Source organism: Marinifaba aquimaris (assembly GCF_013328345.1).
GTDB classification, from domain to species: domain Bacteria; phylum Pseudomonadota; class Gammaproteobacteria; order Enterobacterales; family Alteromonadaceae; genus Marinifaba; species Marinifaba aquimaris.
Map to the genome: position 1 here is coordinate 1 of NZ_JABULX010000006.1, position 15,377 is coordinate 15,377.

Annotated in this window: 17 protein-coding genes and 1 pseudogene; 2 read left to right on the forward strand and 16 right to left on the reverse strand. The window is 40.2% G+C overall.

What is annotated here, in order from left to right; all coding sequences use genetic code 11:
* From HR060_RS05705 to ccmA, 11 genes and pseudogenes are all read right to left on the reverse strand, one after another.
* Nucleotides 1–425: pseudogene (locus HR060_RS05705) on the reverse strand (IS3 family transposase); the annotation flags it as partial.
* Nucleotides 426–535: 110 nt separating this feature from the next.
* Complete coding sequence (locus tag HR060_RS05710; protein WP_174199327.1) at nucleotides 536–1,387, reverse strand: MlaA family lipoprotein; 852 nt, start codon at nucleotides 1,385–1,387, stop codon at nucleotides 536–538.
* A 79-nt stretch (nucleotides 1,388–1,466) separates the two neighbouring features.
* Nucleotides 1,467–2,732, reverse strand: a complete 1,266-nt coding sequence (gene ccmI / locus HR060_RS05715; protein ID WP_174199328.1) for a c-type cytochrome biogenesis protein CcmI — start codon at nucleotides 2,730–2,732, stop codon at nucleotides 1,467–1,469.
* A gap of 6 nt (nucleotides 2,733–2,738) precedes the next feature.
* Nucleotides 2,739–3,254, reverse strand: a complete 516-nt coding sequence (locus HR060_RS05720; RefSeq protein ID WP_425487451.1) for a cytochrome c-type biogenesis protein — start codon at nucleotides 3,252–3,254, stop codon at nucleotides 2,739–2,741.
* A complete protein-coding gene (locus HR060_RS05725; RefSeq protein WP_343044175.1) occupies nucleotides 3,254–3,838 on the reverse strand; it encodes a redoxin family protein in 585 nt (194 codons plus the stop codon). The genes HR060_RS05720 and HR060_RS05725 overlap by 1 nt, the downstream gene beginning before the upstream one ends.
* 14 nt (nucleotides 3,839–3,852) lie before the next feature.
* Nucleotides 3,853–5,796, reverse strand: coding sequence for a heme lyase CcmF/NrfE family subunit (locus HR060_RS05730; protein ID WP_174199329.1), 1,944 nt, complete (start codon nucleotides 5,794–5,796; stop codon nucleotides 3,853–3,855).
* 9 nt (nucleotides 5,797–5,805) lie between these two features.
* Nucleotides 5,806–6,309 carry a cytochrome c maturation protein CcmE gene (gene ccmE / locus HR060_RS05735; protein WP_174199330.1) on the reverse strand — a complete coding sequence of 168 codons (504 nt, stop codon included), beginning with the start codon at nucleotides 6,307–6,309 and terminating at the stop codon, nucleotides 5,806–5,808.
* Complete coding sequence (gene ccmD, locus HR060_RS05740; protein WP_174199331.1) at nucleotides 6,306–6,515, reverse strand: heme exporter protein CcmD; 210 nt, start codon at nucleotides 6,513–6,515, stop codon at nucleotides 6,306–6,308. The genes ccmE and ccmD overlap by 4 nt, the downstream gene beginning before the upstream one ends.
* Nucleotides 6,516–6,525: 10 nt before the next feature.
* Entirely contained in the window at nucleotides 6,526–7,269 is a 744-nt protein-coding gene (locus HR060_RS05745; RefSeq protein ID WP_174199332.1) for a heme ABC transporter permease, read from the reverse strand.
* 15 nt (nucleotides 7,270–7,284) lie between these two features.
* Nucleotides 7,285–7,959: a heme exporter protein CcmB gene (ccmB, locus tag HR060_RS05750; protein WP_174199333.1), complete on the reverse strand. Its 675-nt coding sequence runs from the start codon at nucleotides 7,957–7,959 to the stop codon at nucleotides 7,285–7,287.
* Between the two features lie 4 nt (nucleotides 7,960–7,963).
* Nucleotides 7,964–8,563 (reverse strand): cytochrome c biogenesis heme-transporting ATPase CcmA, encoded by a 600-nt coding sequence (ccmA, locus tag HR060_RS05755; protein ID WP_174199334.1) that lies wholly within the window; start codon nucleotides 8,561–8,563, stop codon nucleotides 7,964–7,966.
* A 154-nt stretch (nucleotides 8,564–8,717) separates the two neighbouring features.
* On the opposite strand from ccmA, the gene fliK reads away from it, so the two are divergent.
* Together fliK and HR060_RS05765 are read left to right on the forward strand one after the other, a co-directional pair.
* Nucleotides 8,718–11,147, forward strand: coding sequence for a flagellar hook-length control protein FliK (gene fliK / locus HR060_RS05760; protein ID WP_174199335.1), 2,430 nt, complete (start codon nucleotides 8,718–8,720; stop codon nucleotides 11,145–11,147).
* A complete protein-coding gene (locus tag HR060_RS05765) occupies nucleotides 11,148–11,450 on the forward strand; it encodes an EscU/YscU/HrcU family type III secretion system export apparatus switch protein (RefSeq protein ID WP_174199336.1) in 303 nt (100 codons plus the stop codon).
* An 8-nt stretch (nucleotides 11,451–11,458) separates the two neighbouring features.
* Here the strand turns inward: HR060_RS05765 and HR060_RS05770 are convergent, their stop codons facing one another.
* From HR060_RS05770 to HR060_RS05790, 5 genes are read right to left on the reverse strand one after another with little or no spacing between them, the layout of a single operon-like run.
* The gene (locus HR060_RS05770) at nucleotides 11,459–11,905 is read right to left on the reverse strand and encodes a DUF2802 domain-containing protein (protein ID WP_174199337.1); all 447 of its coding nucleotides are present in this window, start codon (nucleotides 11,903–11,905) and stop codon (nucleotides 11,459–11,461) included.
* Between the two features lie 18 nt (nucleotides 11,906–11,923).
* Nucleotides 11,924–12,418 (reverse strand): chemotaxis protein CheW, encoded by a 495-nt coding sequence (locus HR060_RS05775; RefSeq protein WP_174199338.1) that lies wholly within the window; start codon nucleotides 12,416–12,418, stop codon nucleotides 11,924–11,926.
* Nucleotides 12,419–12,471: 53 nt separating this feature from the next.
* Nucleotides 12,472–13,389: a chemotaxis protein CheW gene (locus HR060_RS05780; protein ID WP_343044176.1), complete on the reverse strand. Its 918-nt coding sequence runs from the start codon at nucleotides 13,387–13,389 to the stop codon at nucleotides 12,472–12,474.
* A gap of 1 nt (nucleotide 13,390) precedes the next feature.
* Nucleotides 13,391–14,170, reverse strand: coding sequence for a ParA family protein (locus HR060_RS05785; RefSeq protein ID WP_174199340.1), 780 nt, complete (start codon nucleotides 14,168–14,170; stop codon nucleotides 13,391–13,393).
* 25 nt (nucleotides 14,171–14,195) lie between these two features.
* Nucleotides 14,196–15,377 (reverse strand): protein-glutamate methylesterase/protein-glutamine glutaminase, encoded by a 1,182-nt coding sequence (locus tag HR060_RS05790; RefSeq protein ID WP_174199341.1) that lies wholly within the window; start codon nucleotides 15,375–15,377, stop codon nucleotides 14,196–14,198.

Below are 15,377 nucleotides of genomic sequence, written 5' to 3' on the forward strand. Positions count from 1 at the left end.
GAGATAACGACAAGCTCTACTGACAGATAGCTTGGTTATGTTTTTTTCTTCAATAACGCGTTGCGTTGCTTTTTTGTAATACGTACCCCGAAATCTTTATCAAGTACATCGACTATCGTTTCAAAGAATTGTGCTTTTATCTTGGTATCTTCTAACTCTTTTTCGAGGGCTTTGATTTTTTGCTCAGGTGTTAAGTCATTGGGTTTAGACATAAGGGGGAGCTCATTCATATGATTGGGAGTACCTTTACTCCAATCTAGTTGACCATATCGGCGAAGCCAAGTTAAAACGGTTGAAGCACCTTGAATACCGTAGTGGTCTTGCGCTTGTTTGTAAGTACATTCGCCTTTTTCTACTTTATCAACGACGGATAATTTAAAGGCAAGTGAATAATCTTTTTGTGTACGCTTGGTTATTGGTTTCATTATCTTCTCCAAATTGAAGTTGGAAAAGTGTCAACCTTATTCAGGACGGGTCAAACTAAATAAAAAAGCCGCTAATAAGCGGCTTTTTTGTAGAATTTCAAACGTGATGGTTATTCTGTTTTTTCAACACTTTCCGCTTGGCTAGATTCGTCAACTGAGCTTTCATCAAACTCTTCATCATCGAATTCGTCTTCAAAATCATCGAAGTCATCAAACCCTTCTTCCTCTTCTTGAGGAACATTTCCATCATAGACTTTAAATTCAGAGCGTTGAAAATGCGCTTCTTTGACAAAAATATATGAATCAAAACTATCTTCTAACAATTGCTCTTGATCCATAAGTTGGATACGACCTTCTAATGCTTTTACAGTGAAGCGTCCAATACTGCCCCACATCGTCAAATCACTGAGCGGAAAGTACATGCCATCAACGACACTACCTGATAAATCTCGAACATCCGTTGGGCCCATAGCGGGTACCATAAGGTAAGGTCCATTGCCGACACCATAAGACCCCAGTACTTCACCAAAGTCCTCCTGGTGCTCAGTAATCCCCATGGGCGTTGCGATATCAAATAAACCAAACAAACCCAATGTAGAGTTGATCAAAAACCGCCCTGCACTAATGCCTGCATTGGCAAATTTTCCCTGCAGTGTGTTGTTAACAAATGCAGAAGGCTCATCAAGGTTATTTACAACATTTAGTAAACCTTTACGAGCAGGTGTTGGCATGTAATCACGATAAACAACAGCGGTTGGACGAAGTACATGTTTATCCAGAACATTGTAGTTAAAGTCCCAAATAGCACGGTTTACACCTTCAAGGGGATCTCTTTCATCAGTGTAAGTAATATCATTGGTATCTTGCTCTGTTTGCTTTTCTGGAACAGTAGAACAAGCAGGAACCAGAATGCTCAGACTAAGAGCAAAGATTAAACGCCATGATTTAGTATTGGAAAGCATATTTTCTCTTCTTAAAATGCATAAGCAAGCGAATGCTTGCTTATGTGTCCATGTTGTTTTGTACTGTCAGTTTAAACGTTTAAAACGTAACAACCAGTACTTCTTCTTTGTTGAAATTAAGTAGGTTTGAGTGCCACTCTTTCTCATCGCTGCCAAGCGCTACATTCTCATCATTAGACAATCTAACCGTGACTTGAACTTGAGTCAGCGCAGATAAATTCATGTTAGCCATCATCGCATCATTGTCGGTTAAAATAACGTGTGCGGGTAGACCTGCTTGTTCAAGTGCAATCTTTTTAACTGCAAACGGTGGCCCGGCTTTACCTGGACGGGCAAAAACAAAAGCATAACTGAACCCTTTCGCTTGAGCTTGAAGGCCAGCCACATCAACTTTTACTTGAGGCAGTATTTCAGTGCTTTGTGATGAAGTAGCTTCTTGTATTTCAGCTAGCTCAGACTCTCCACCGTGCGCCATTTGACCTTGTTGCTGTAAAAGCTCTTCAACAGCTTGTCTGCGAGTATCCGCTTTGGGCAACTTGCGGTAGGCTTCATCGAGTAAGGCAATGCCCATTTTAGGATCGCCCATTTGCATTTCAATATAACCTAGCATTAATAAGGCATCTAAATTATTAGGCTCTAGCTGGTATACACCTTTGAGTAACCATTTCGCCTTGGCGATATTATTTTCATCATGCGTTGCTAATAAAGCCTGAGCATAACTCATCATTGTCGAAGCTTTATTTGGCTCAAACTTAAGTGAGCGATCAAATGCGCCAATCGCCGCTTCATAATCACCTAAAGCTGAAGAAACACGTCCCAGTAATAACCACCCTGTGGCATCTTCCGGTGTTTCAACTAATTTTGTTCTGAGTGCTAGGTAAAAATCCTTTAAATCTTGCTCAGTGATATCACTACCATTGCCCATGACTATTTTGGTGCCTAGCTCTGAGGTTCTATCAACCACATCCAGCCATTGACTTACCTGATCAACTTTACCTTGCCAAATGTAAAAGCCAGCCGACGCGGCCACGAGCACAACAGGAACAAGCGCGAACCATTTATAGCTTTTTAGCTGGCCTTGTTGTGTAACCGATTGTTGCAATGCACTGGCTAATTCGACCTTGAGTTCGGCTGTTGCTCGCTCAAACTCTTCTTGGTTAATTTTTTGGGATGCTAAGTCAGCTTCTAGTTCTTGCTGCTTGTCTTGATAAATACTTTGCTGTTCAGCTGATAAGCCTGTCTCTACCTGTGTTTGTTGATAACGGCGCATCTTCATTAATGGCACTGCAACAAATAGACAGGCAACCAATGAAAGCAAAGATAAAACTAAATATAACTCTGTCATGAATAATTACTCTCTCGGCTCTTTGTTTGCCGACTGCTTACTAGCAAGAATTTGCTCTGCTTGCGCTAATAAATCTGCATTTTGTTGAGGTCTATCCTCAGCAGCAGGTTTACTTTCGTTCACTTGCTTGCGCTTTATTAAACCGTAAGCTAAAGCAGAAACGAGTGAAATGGGTAAAAGCCACAACCAAATAGTTAACCAATTCATTGGCGGCTGGTAGTGAACAAAGTTGCCATATCGCTGGATCATATAATCGATGACATCTTGTTTACTTTTACCTTCCTGAACCAGTTGGTAAGTTTTATTTTTCAGATCCATTGCTACACCGGCATTGGAATCTGCAATATTTTGGTTTTGACATTTAGGACAGCGAAGCTCTTTGGTTAATTGTAAAAACATGGCTTCTTTGTCTTTTGATTGAAACGGATAATGCTCAACAACCTCTTCAGCTGCCTGCTGCTGATTGGCATTGGCAACAAATGAAGAAAAAGTCATAAACACGAACAACCAGATAAATTTCATCAGTTCGCTCCTTTTGCTTGCTTGCTGAGTAAACCTTGATAGATAGGTGCTAATTCATCTTGCCAAATTCGAGGGTTGATATCCCCTCGTCTATGCCAAACAATTGTGCCATCAACATCAACAAGGAAATGTTCGGGTGCCCCAGTAATACCTAAATCTAATGATAAGTCGCGTTTAGCATCATAGATATTAAAAACAAACGGGTCACCGTATTGCCCCAGCATTTGAACAACTTCTTTTCTAGTTTGGTTTATATCGACATCACCAAAAACAGCGTCAGCCGCATTGTCGTAATACACACCAACAATACGCATACCTTGCACTTGTCTTAACTGAGTTAAAAAAGGTAGCTCAATGCGACAAGTCACGCACCAAACGCCCCATACGTTTACTAATGTGACTTGGCCTTTTACATCTGCTGCTGTGTACTCAATGCTGTCATCCATTAAGTCTTTAAGCTTAAAGCTTGGAAATTGACGCTCTACTTGGACATTCTCGATATTCATAGGGTCAGAAAATAACCCCGAATAGAAAAAGCCACAGAACACCAAAAAGATGCCGGGAATTATCAGTTTAAATTTCACCTAACACTCCTTGTTTAAGCTTGGCTAGTCGCTTTATCAGCGCTACTGCGCCACGATAAAACATGGCGGTAACGTCGATCTGCAATACAGAAAACAGCAGCAATACACATAAAGATAGAGCCTAACCAGATCCAACGAACATAGGGTTTAACATAAACCCTAACGCCCCAATAATCGTCATCAATTTGCTCGCCTAGTGCAACATACAAATCACGCATTAAACCATCATCAATACCCGCTTCTGTCATCACTGATTTTTGTACCGGGTAAAAACGCTTTTCAGCATGAAGCTCATAGGTTTTATCACCACCTTGTACCGTAAAATCAGCAAGATGTGATGAATAGTTAGGGCCTTGTACCTGCTCTATAGATTCAAACGTAAAAGTAAAACCGCTCAACTCGACTTGGTCACCAGCTTTCATCCGAACATCACGCTCAACACTACCAAACGTTGTCATAGCAATACCAATGACCATCACGGCAAAACCTAAATGTCCAAATACCATTCCCCAATGAGACATAGGCAATTTAGCGATTTGTTTATTAGATTTAAGCTCAACAAACGTCATTATAGCGACCCAAAGTGCCAAACCTACACCGACTAAAGTCCATGGGTTATCGATACTGTAGGTGAAATAGCAAAGTGCTAGCGTAAAGACAGTTGCCACTGCACCTAAAAGAATATCTTTTTTAACGCGTTGAATTTTGTCTTGCTTCCAACGAATTAACGGTGCGAAAGCAAGTATCAATGCAAATGGTATATAAAGATAAGAGAAAAGCTTGTTAAAGAAAGGTTCGCCTATCGATATAGAACCCAAACCTAATTCTTTGTGAACAAGTGGTAATAAAGTACCTAAAAGCACAACAGCTAGTGCGACGACAAGTAAGACGTTGTTGCAAAACAGTAACACTTCTCTTGAGAAAAGCTTATACCTGTGGCTACTGACAAGCGTATTGGCACGTAATGCGTATAAGGTTAGTGCACCACCAATCACAACAATCAAGTAACCTAAGATGAAAATACCTCGCTCTGGTTCACTCGCAAAGGCATGAACAGAAACTAAAATCCCCGAGCGTACCAAGAATGTACCCAGTAGACTCAGCGAGAAGGCAGAAATTGCAAGGAGTAAGGTCCAAGATTTAAAGGCATTGCGTTTTTCAGTTACGGCTAAAGAGTGAATCAATGCCGTACCTGCTAGCCATGGCATAAATGATGCGTTTTCAACTGGGTCCCAGAACCACCAGCCACCCCAGCCAAGTTCGTAGTATGCCCACCAACTACCAAGCGCGATACCTGCTGTTAAGAACCCCCAAGCGAGTAATGTCCAAGGTCGAGCCCATCTTGCCCAACTTGAATCCATACGACCACTAATTAGGGCCGAAATCGCAAAAGCAAACGCGACTGAAAAACCAACGTAGCCCATATATAACATTGGCGGATGAATGATCAAGCCAAAATCTTGTAATAGCGGATTTAAGTCTCTGCCATCAATTGGAAAATAAGGCAAAGTTCTTTCAAACGGGTTCGAGGTAATCAATGTGAATAGTAAAAAGCCAATGGAAACAAAGCCAAGTACCGCGAGTACACGTGCCACATCGGATTTTTTCAATTTCCGGCTAAATAAGGCAACACCTGCTGTCCAAAGGGCTAAAATCCAAATCCACAATAATAAGGAGCCTTCATGCGCACCCCACACCGCAGATAAGCGATAATACCAAGGCAGCATAGAGTTGGAGTTTTTAGCAACGTAAACAACGGAAAAGTCATTGTGATAAAAAGCCCAACTCAAACAAAAAAGAGAAATACTGGCAAGGACAAAGTATCCCCATACCAGTGGTCTAGCGAGTGCAATCAGAGCTGGAATATTTTTCTGAGCTCCCCACATAGGGAAAATTGCGAGCGCCACCGTAAAAAACAGCGATAAAATCAGGGCGAAATGGCCTATTTCTGGCAACATAATAAAGTCCTAGTAACTCTTCTTTTGTTCTAGTGTTTCTAACTGCTCAGCTGTGTATTGAGGTTTTTCATGTTTAATCCCTTTCATTGCTTCAGCAATTTCAGGTGGCATATATTCCTCATCGTGTTTTGCTAATACTTCAAATGCTTCGACTTTATTAGGCGAACGCAAGTGACCTTGGGCCACAATACCTTGGCCTTCGCGAAATAGGTCAGGCAAGATACCATCAAAAGTTACATAAACGACATCGCCATTAGTCTGCAGGGCAAAGGTTACATTTAAGTCTTTTTCAGAGCGTACGACAGAGCCCTCTTTGACCATACCGCCAATACGCAGTCTTTGACCAATTTTGGGTTTAAGGCCAGTTTCTTTTTTACCGTGAAGGATTTCAGTTGGTGAGTAGAAAAAGTCAATGTTTTCGTCAAGTGCCGTTAAAATTAACGCTGCACCTGCAGCTAAACCTAAAAACAGCAAAGAAGCGATAAAAAGCCTTTGTTTGCGCCTTGGATTCATAGAGACATCTCCGAGTTATGCTGCTCTTTACGTAAACTCTCGATTTCCTGTTGTTGCAAAACCTCTTTGGTTAAGGCTTTACGTTGCGCCTTAGACCAACAGATCAATCCAACCAGTAAGGCCAAACACAAAAATACACCAGACCATACATAAGCCCCGTAAGTTCCCATAGCTATAAAATCAGCAAATGATGCAAATTGTCCCATAATCGCTCCCCTATTTTGCTGACTTCAGCAAAATTTGCTGAGCCCATTTTCGGTGACTATCGGCTTTTAACAACTCAGTTGAAAAACGATAGCTAGTTAAAGCAGTGAAAAAAATGAAAAATGCGGTCAAATTGATAAGCAACGGCCATAACATATCGCCGGAAATAGATGGCGCGGCAAACTTAGTGATGGTTGCACCTTGATGTAAGGTATTCCACCACTCAACTGAGTAATGAATGATAGGTACATTGATAATACCTACTACGGCTAAAATACAAGCGGCTTTTGCGCCTGTTCGCTTATCATCGAAACTGTAAAACAAGGCAAAGACGCCTAGATACAGAAACAATAAAATGAGTTCTGAAGTCAGGCGAGCGTCCCACACCCACCAAGCCCCCCACATGGGTTTACCCCAAATGGCTCCGGTTGCTAAGGCTAATGCCGTGAACACAGCACCAATAGGTGCTATCGCAACAACCGCCAGTTCGAGCATTCGCAACTGCCAAACTAATGCACAGAAACCAAGTATCCCCATTGTGGTATATGCTCCCATAGACCAAACTGCCGAGGGAACATGAAAATAAATTAGTCGAAAAGAATCACCTTGCTGGTAATCAACGGGTGCATAAACTAAACCCCAAATTGAACCAACCAAAAAGAACAGGATGGCAATAGGCATAGTGTAACGATAAATTTTTTCAGACAGGTCAAATGCAGCCTCAGGTTTGGCATACGGGTGTAAAAATTTAAACATTGTTATTTATATCTATTAACTTAAATTCAATTTCAACGCCTGGGCCGTGGCAAAAGGCGCTAACGTTAATGTAATAATAGTTATACCACTTAACATCATAAATGGTGCATTGTAAGGCAAAGATTGACTTGCAGCGTCGATACATGCAGCGGCAAAAATCAATGCAGGAATTAAAAAAGGCAGTACCAACAAAGATAAAACACTACTGCCCTTGCGAGAAGATAACAGTAGCGCGCTGGCAATAGAGCCTAAGCTTGCAAGCAGAAGGCTGCCGCATATGAGCGTTTTCGCCAGTACCCACCATAAATCTAGAGGAAACTGGAAAAAAGGCACTAACAGCCAAGTGACAATAACCAGTGGAATACCGTATAAACACCAAAAACTGACAATACGAGCAAAGACCGAAAGTACATTTGGGTAACCAGATAAAAACACTTGTTCTAACCAGCCATTTTCAAAATCTTCGGAGAACATTCTCGGTAATGCCAACAAAAAAGATAAAATAACGGCTACCCAACCCACTGCTGGTGCAATCTTGCTTAACGTGCCTGGCTCAGGGCCAACAGATAAAGGGAATAAAATTAAAATAAGCGCAAAGAAAACAAGCGGTAAACCTAGCTCGTGCTTTTGATTAACAGCTATTTGAAAGTCTCTTTGTAAGAATTGACGAAAGAATGAAAAATAACTCATGGTGTTAAAAGCGATATTCCAGATTAAAGTTGATATCAACCATATCAGTTGGTAATGCCTGATGGCTTGTCACTAACACATGATTACCCGCTTTCTTATGCCTATCAAATAACGCATTGAGTACTTCAATACCTTTTTGATCGATAGATGTGTAAGGTTCATCCAGAACCCAAAGCTTGGCTTTTGATACCCATAAACGAACTAAAGCGACTCGCCTTTTTTGACCCGCCGAAAGATAGCGAACAGGTACATGTCCTAAACCCGTTAACCCAACTTTACTGACCAATGTTTGGATATCGGCTTGCTGATTCGTTAAAGTTAGCCAATGCGCAATGTTTTGTTCGGCATTGAGCCATTCATTAACGCCCGGTTTATGGCCAATGTAGAGTACTTGACTGAGTTGTTCAGAGATAGGTTGGCCGTTAAGTGATACTAGACCAGATTGAACTTGATGAAGGCCACAAACGCTTCTCAACAATGTCGTTTTACCGGCGCCATTCGGGCCGGTTAGATACATAAGTTGTCCTGCTTCAAGCTGAAAACTTAAATCTTCAAATAAAACGCGATTATTTCTAATGCAGGTTAGCTGCTGAACCGATAACAAAGAACAAGCTCATGTTTGACATAATTTGTCGAATATTAACATATTAGCGATTGTGCAATATAGGATCAGATCAAATATTTAGCACTAAAATATAGCTAGTATCAGTAAAGCTATATTTATATCAGTAGTAAAAGTTGTTTTACTCGGAGAAGGAATGGTAAACCCGAACTTACTAAAAAATGCCGTTGATCAAGTGGTAAATACACCATCGCCTTCAACCTCGGTTAACACCGCGACCAAAAATTTATCGATAGAGTTCAAACCTGCAGTTATTCAGAGCTTGGAACAACAAGTTGCACAAATAAAGCTGCCACAAAATGCCAACCAAGTTATTAGCCTGCCTGTATCAAGAACAGAGGTTGAGCAACTCAAACAAAATGCCCATTTTCAGCTTGCATTACAACAAAACTATATTGTTATCCGCTCTAACGAAAATAAAACACAAACACAAACGCTCACTCAGGAGCAATTACTTGCCTTAGTCAAACAGAGCTTATTACTTCAAACAAGTAAAAACCCAAAAGGTGCTTTATTAACAGCAGAGTTCAATAGTCAAAATGAGAGTAAGTTGGCGATTAAAATCTTCGATAAGGTCATCGATTTGCCTCTCGATAAAGCGAATAAAACGAATGAAGTAAATACAGGAAGTAAACCTGTAACTATACCGTTATTAGCACAACAGGAATCAGGGCAAATAAAACTGGGGAGCCTTGCTCCTGAAGCATTGTCCAAGTTAACTCAAAGTCCAGCTAAAACATGGCAGGTACCATTAATTAGCCATATTATTGACCAAAAACAGTTTAACCAATTGCTTAAAATCAACTCAGGTAGAGTTGAAATAGCAGGTCAAAGTTATCAACTACCACCGCAACTTGCTGATTATTCAGGGAGCGCTAAATTTGTATCTCAGCAAGGAGACGTTTTTTTAAAGCTCGATGAGAAATTAAACGTCCAAGGTAGAAACATCGCAGTAAATGTAAAGGAGCTTCTGAGTCATAACTATACATTTTTAAAACCCGACCCCAATAAAACAACTTTAATAGCTGAAACACTCGTCAGCATAAAACAAACTGATAAACAATTAGAATTAAATTTAGGCAATCAAAAGTTATTATTAGTCTTACCTGAAACGAAAAAACCAAACGAACCTTGGTTAACTAAAAAGGTAAAAAGTGATCCAACAACCACAATTCCTAAACTCACTGCTAACATCGCCAATTTAAAAATTACAGATGACAAGCTAATCTTATCCTTAGCAACTCAAGCAGAAATCAAAGATCTGACGTTTAACCTGACTGACTTATTGAAAAAACCTGCTAATCAACAAGCGATAGCCAACCTCAGCAATCAATTTTTTAATCAGTTAACTCAATCTAAAAGTGCAGCGACTTGGCAAGTGTTAATTGAACAACTCAGCCTCAGTTCATCACTTAAACAAACAAAGCTAGCTGAAAACTATGAAGTCAAAGCCGCCTCAGACCTTAGTTCATTGCAAGTCACGCCACTCATTAAAAGTGACATAAAAATAAAACTGACCACACAAATCAAAAGCCAATTAATTGAATTAGGGTTGATTAACGATAAAGTAAATACTCAGCCTGCCCCAAGTAATATACCTAAAGAGCAACAAAACCTAGCAAGCCAAAACATAACTAGCTTATTGAACTTAATTTCAACAAGTGCAAATAATGCTAACTCAACACTCTTAAGTAACAATCATATTCAACAAATGGTGAACCAACTCGCCAAGCAAATCAATGCTCAAACATCAGTCAGTATTGCCAGTTCACTCAATGATATTCAGCAGCTCACCGACTCCGCTTCATCAATTGATTTACCCATGGGGACTTTTACAGAAGAAGCAAAAAGGTTATCGAAAGGTGCGATAAGTGCTTTGAATCAAATTAATCAAAACATTCAACAACAGCAAGTACAGAACTTTGTTACCAATCAATTACAGCTTCCCAGTCTTTTTCAAGGCGTGGTCAATAGTAGCAACCCACTTAATCAATTAGCCCAAGCTTTTCAACTATTGATGACAGGTCGAGTTAACAGGGCAATTAATCACAATACCTGTAAACCAATTGATAAGGACATTACGACTGATAAAGGCAATAAACTAGATAAATTAGAACAAAGCTTGGCCGATACCATCAAGGCGAGTCAGCATAAACAAATTAAAACAGCCCAGAGTCAGCTCAAAGAACAAAATACCTTATTTATCAATTTGCCTATTTATATTGATGGTCAGTTTTCAGATTTAGATATTGCCATCGAGGTAGAGCCTGGAGAGGAAGCAGATAAAAACGATAATCACAAACTCATCAAGTTTTCATTAAAGTTTGATTTAGCTGAACTAGGAAAAATGTTAACCAAAGCAGTCTTAATCGACCATGAATTAAAGTTAAACATTTATACCGAAAATAATATTACCGAAAACCGAACAAATAAATTTTTACCACAACTGAGAGATAAATTAGCCAATGCAGGTATCACATTGGTAGATAGTCGAATTACTAAAGGTAAAATCCCTGATAACTTGTGGTCTGAAAACGCTCTCACCTCTCAATACCGGAAATTATAAATGAAGCAATCTGATAAAAAGGCTGTCGCACTTGAATACTCTGCACCTAAACCGCCGGAGGTGGTTGCAAAAGGGTTTGGCGAACTTGCTGAAGAAATTGCAAGTTTAGCAGAGCAAAGTGGTGTGATGCTCCATAAAGACGATGAATTAGCTAATTACCTAGCTCGGCTTGATGTCGGCAATCAAATACCCAAAGATGTTTATTATATTATCGCAGAGATAATTGCTTGGTCTTATGTGATTAGGGGTAAGCAGCCAGATAAATTCAATAATATACACGGCCGAATTGACCATAAGGCATAAATAGCTTGTTATGCTTTATTCGCATGCATCGAGAAAACCAATTCAGCTTCTGCGCGAGGGATCTCACACTCTTGCATGATCTCTTCAATAGTTGCGCCCTTAGCTACCATCTTAGCTGCTCTTGAGTAGAGTTTTGAACCAGCATCTTGCATCGCGACTTCGTTCACTTTGTCAGTAACAGAGGCTATTTGTGAAGCCGTATTTTGTTGTATTTGTTGCAACATATTCGTTTGCTCAAGCTTAGTTTGCTGAATAGCTTTACCCATCCCAATGGCACCTTGACGTAACTCGTCAATACCTAGCTGAGATTGAGTTAGTTGTTTTCTTAAATCAAGAATTTGTGCTTTAAAGCGATCAGCTTGTTGCTTTGAGGAGAAAAATAGCAAGAATAGCACCGCCAACAAAAGAAAGTTGGCGGCAATAAGAGCATAAACAATAATGTCGTTATCTGGCATTGGGCAATCGGATTTTTATTAGAATCCGCTTATTTCATCCCATTCTTCATCATTTAGCAACTTATTCAAGTCAACTAGAATTAATAGCTCGCCATCACGATTACTTACTCCTTGGATAAATCGGGCACTTTCATCAGTACCAACATTTGGTGCAGTATCAATTTCAGATGCTTTCAGGTAAACGACCTCAGCAACACTGTCTACTAAAATACCAATTACTTGTTTTTCAGCTTCAATAATTACAATGCGAGAGTTATCTGTGACATCAGCAGACATTAAACCAAATCGAGAGCGAGTATCAATTACAGTAACAACGTTACCACGTAAATTAATGATACCGAGTACATAAGATGGTGCACCTGGAACAGGTGCAATTTCAGTGTAACGCAATACTTCTTGTACTTGCATTACATTTATGCCATAAACCTCTTCATCAAGCTTAAAGGTTACCCACTGTAGAACTTCGTCGTCAGTTGCCATTGCATCAGATGATAAATTTCTTTCATCACTCATTCTTCAGCTCCAAATAAGAAATAAGTTTGAGAATTAAATAATTCTTTTATAAGTTAACTACCTAAACCTTGTTCTAGCAAATCTATTAGTTGATTTACATTCAATAAGGCACACATTTTTTCTTTAACTAAGCCAGCCAACCAAGGTCTTTTACCTGCTCTCTCGCGCCATTTAACATCGTCTTGTGTTAGCGTCACTGTGTTAACTAGCTTTTCACAAGCTAACCCCCACTGACTTTCGCCTAACATAATTAAATATTTGTAATCGAGCTCTTCTTTCAATTGCTCATCGTACTTTTCAGGCATTACCCACAATGCAGTATCAACTACATTAAGTTTCTCTTCACGGTGAACCATTACACCAATAAACCACTCAGGTTTACCGAATAAACTATTAGTTTTATCTAAATTGTGAATACCACCGAGCTCAGTTAAAGGTACTGCAACAGTTAAACCCGCAACACTAAAAAAAAGAGCTTGGAAATTACCTTCTCGATAAGACTCTTCTGCTGTCTTTGCCGGCGGTACACCAGCGATATCAGCTGTATTTACCTCTTCTGCAACTACAGGTTCAGCAGTAATTACTTCGGCAACGGGTATAGGTTCAGCCTCTATAATCGGTTCACTGACAGGCTCAACTCTAGCCTCAACTTTTTCGGCTTGTTGCTCCGACGTTAGCAGATTTACTTTTTCCAAAAGTTTAGCAACAGGCTTTAAATCTGTATCTGCTTCTTCTTCTCTTTCTTTAGTCGCAAGTGGTAATAATTGTGGTTTAGGTTTAGCTACAAACTGAGGTTTAGCTTCAACTTGCTCTATACTTGCTTGAGCTTTCGCTCTACTGGCAGCAGGCGCTTTGTCAATGACTACATCTGGACTTTCAACTTCAGCAACTGTTTCAGTTGCATCTTCAGTCAATAATTCAGACAAGTAATCTTCCATGACTTTTTCACTTGCAAATAAATGCTTATCCACGCTACTCAACTCCATCTAACTGCATTAAGTAAGTGAGCAGAGTATTGTATGAAAAAACGCCTCTAGATTTAGGCGCATAAACGGAGGGTGGTAATTGCTCGTAGCTAGCATTTCTAAATTTTGTATCAATTGGGATCACACTAGACCACACTTTGTCTTTATAGAGCGTTTTGAGCTCTTTATAGGCTTCCAGTGATGCTTTGGTTCGTTTATCGAACATAGTTGGAATAATTGTGTGCTGATAATCTCTTTTTTGAGAGCGAGCCATTAACTTAAGAGTTCTCATCATTCGATCTAAACCTTTTAAAGCTAAGAACTCAGTTTGAACAGGGATCAAAATACGCTGACACGCCGCTAATGCATTTACCATCAAAACCCCCAGTACAGGAGGACAATCAATAAGTGCATAATCATATTCATCTGCAACTAGATTCAGCGCATTTTTTAAAATAAGTCCCATGCCGCCTTGGTTACCCAAGCGTCGGTCTAAAGTGGCCAGAGCCATTGTCGCAGGAAGTATATCTAAACCATCAATTGAAGATGGACATAAAGATTGGCAAAGCTGCTCTTTCTGTAAGTTTTTACCCTGCACAAATAAATCAAAAACACTATTATCGAGCTCTTCTGAGTCGATACCAAAATAATAGGTTAACGATGCATGAGGGTCTGTATCGACTAGCAGTACTCGATGGCCTCTTTGTGCAAGTAAGCCACCTAAAGTTACAGTTGAAGTTGTTTTCCCTACTCCACCTTTTTGATTTGCTAGCGCCCAAACAATCATATTAATTTACGACAACATCCTTGAATTAACGACACGAATGTTGCTTGATTCGACCACCTATCTCATCCAATGGAATGTCCATTTCAGAAATACCGGCACTAGCGACTGCTTGTGGCATACCATAAACAACACAAGAAGCTTCGTCTTGAGCCCATATAGTAGAGCCTGCCTTTTTAAGGAGTCGAGAGCCTTCTCTTCCATCGGCTCCCATTCCGGTAAGGACAACAGCAAGTACACCATCACCGTAAATTTTTGCAGCAGAACCAAAACTCACATCAACACTTGGCTTGTAAGTCAAACGCGATGAATCATCTTTCATTACTTTAAGCTTGGCTTGGTTTGCACTACCTTCAACAAGCATTTGCGTACCACCTGGCGCTAAGTAAGCATGGGCGGGCCTTAAAATATCACCATTTTCAGCTTCTTTAACCGTAATGGCACACATATTATTTAATCGGGTAGCAAAGGCAGGCGTAAACGCGCCGGGCATGTGCTGAATAATAATAATAGGAACAGGATAATTGCCTGGTAATTCAGTTAAAACCTTCTGTAAGGCTACAGGGCCCCCCGTTGAGGTACCGATGGCAAGAAGTCGATAAGGTTTGCTTCTTACAGGAGCAGAGACGGCACTGCGCTTTACTGCTTCTCTAGAAGGTATTGACGTTGTTCTTTCCGTTGATGTTTTATTAGCAGCACCAAATCGGGAGCTTGGAACACTGCTTGGTCGGTCAGCAGGTTTTCGACTTGGCGTGATTGAACTTGTCCGAGCAGTGGTCGTTTGAGACAAGCTTGGTGCTCTTCTAAAGGTTCTTTGTTTGCCAAGTTGCCTGATACGACTGAGTAAAAGCTCAACCGCATCATCTCGGTTCCTTGCAATATCCTCAAACTTCTTAGGTAAAAAGTCTAATGCACCTGCTTCTAAAGCATCCAGCGTTGCTTTGGCTCCTTCATGCGTTAAAGAGGAAAACATCAGGATATTGGTAGGACATTTAGCCATGATTTCACGTACAGCAGTGATACCGTCCATCACTGGCATTTCTATATCCATAGTGATGACATCCGGCTTTAAGGCTAAGGTTTGCTCTATTGCTTCCTTGCCATTATTAGCAGTACCTATTACTTCAAGCTCTTTATCGCCATCGATAATCTCAGAGACCCGACGGCGGAAAAAGCTAGAGTCATCTACGACTAGTACTTTTATTGGCAT

What these genes read in the sequence shown, in the direction of transcription:
- HR060_RS05710 (WP_174199327.1), bottom strand. Translation starts at nt 1,387, where the DNA reads ATGCTTTCCAATACTAAATCATGGCGTTTAATCTTTGCTCTTAGTCTG.
- ccmI (WP_174199328.1), bottom strand. Translation starts at nt 2,732, where the DNA reads ATGACAGAGTTATATTTAGTTTTATCTTTGCTTTCATTGGTTGCCTGT.
- HR060_RS05720 (WP_425487451.1), bottom strand. Translation starts at nt 3,254, where the DNA reads ATGAAATTTATCTGGTTGTTCGTGTTTATGACTTTTTCTTCATTTGTT.
- HR060_RS05730 (WP_174199329.1), bottom strand. Translation starts at nt 5,796, where the DNA reads ATGTTGCCAGAAATAGGCCATTTCGCCCTGATTTTATCGCTGTTTTTT.
- ccmE (WP_174199330.1), bottom strand. Translation starts at nt 6,309, where the DNA reads ATGAATCCAAGGCGCAAACAAAGGCTTTTTATCGCTTCTTTGCTGTTT.
- ccmD (WP_174199331.1), bottom strand. Translation starts at nt 6,515, where the DNA reads ATGGGACAATTTGCATCATTTGCTGATTTTATAGCTATGGGAACTTAC.
- HR060_RS05745 (WP_174199332.1), bottom strand. Translation starts at nt 7,269, where the DNA reads ATGTTTAAATTTTTACACCCGTATGCCAAACCTGAGGCTGCATTTGAC.
- ccmB (WP_174199333.1), bottom strand. Translation starts at nt 7,959, where the DNA reads ATGAGTTATTTTTCATTCTTTCGTCAATTCTTACAAAGAGACTTTCAA.
- fliK (WP_174199335.1), top strand. Translation starts at nt 8,718, where the DNA reads ATGGTAAACCCGAACTTACTAAAAAATGCCGTTGATCAAGTGGTAAAT.
- HR060_RS05765 (WP_174199336.1), top strand. Translation starts at nt 11,148, where the DNA reads ATGAAGCAATCTGATAAAAAGGCTGTCGCACTTGAATACTCTGCACCT.
- HR060_RS05770 (WP_174199337.1), bottom strand. Translation starts at nt 11,905, where the DNA reads ATGCCAGATAACGACATTATTGTTTATGCTCTTATTGCCGCCAACTTT.
- HR060_RS05775 (WP_174199338.1), bottom strand. Translation starts at nt 12,418, where the DNA reads ATGAGTGATGAAAGAAATTTATCATCTGATGCAATGGCAACTGACGAC.
- HR060_RS05785 (WP_174199340.1), bottom strand. Translation starts at nt 14,170, where the DNA reads ATGATTGTTTGGGCGCTAGCAAATCAAAAAGGTGGAGTAGGGAAAACA.
- HR060_RS05790 (WP_174199341.1), bottom strand. Translation starts at nt 15,377, where the DNA reads ATGCCAATAAAAGTACTAGTCGTAGATGACTCTAGCTTTTTCCGCCGT.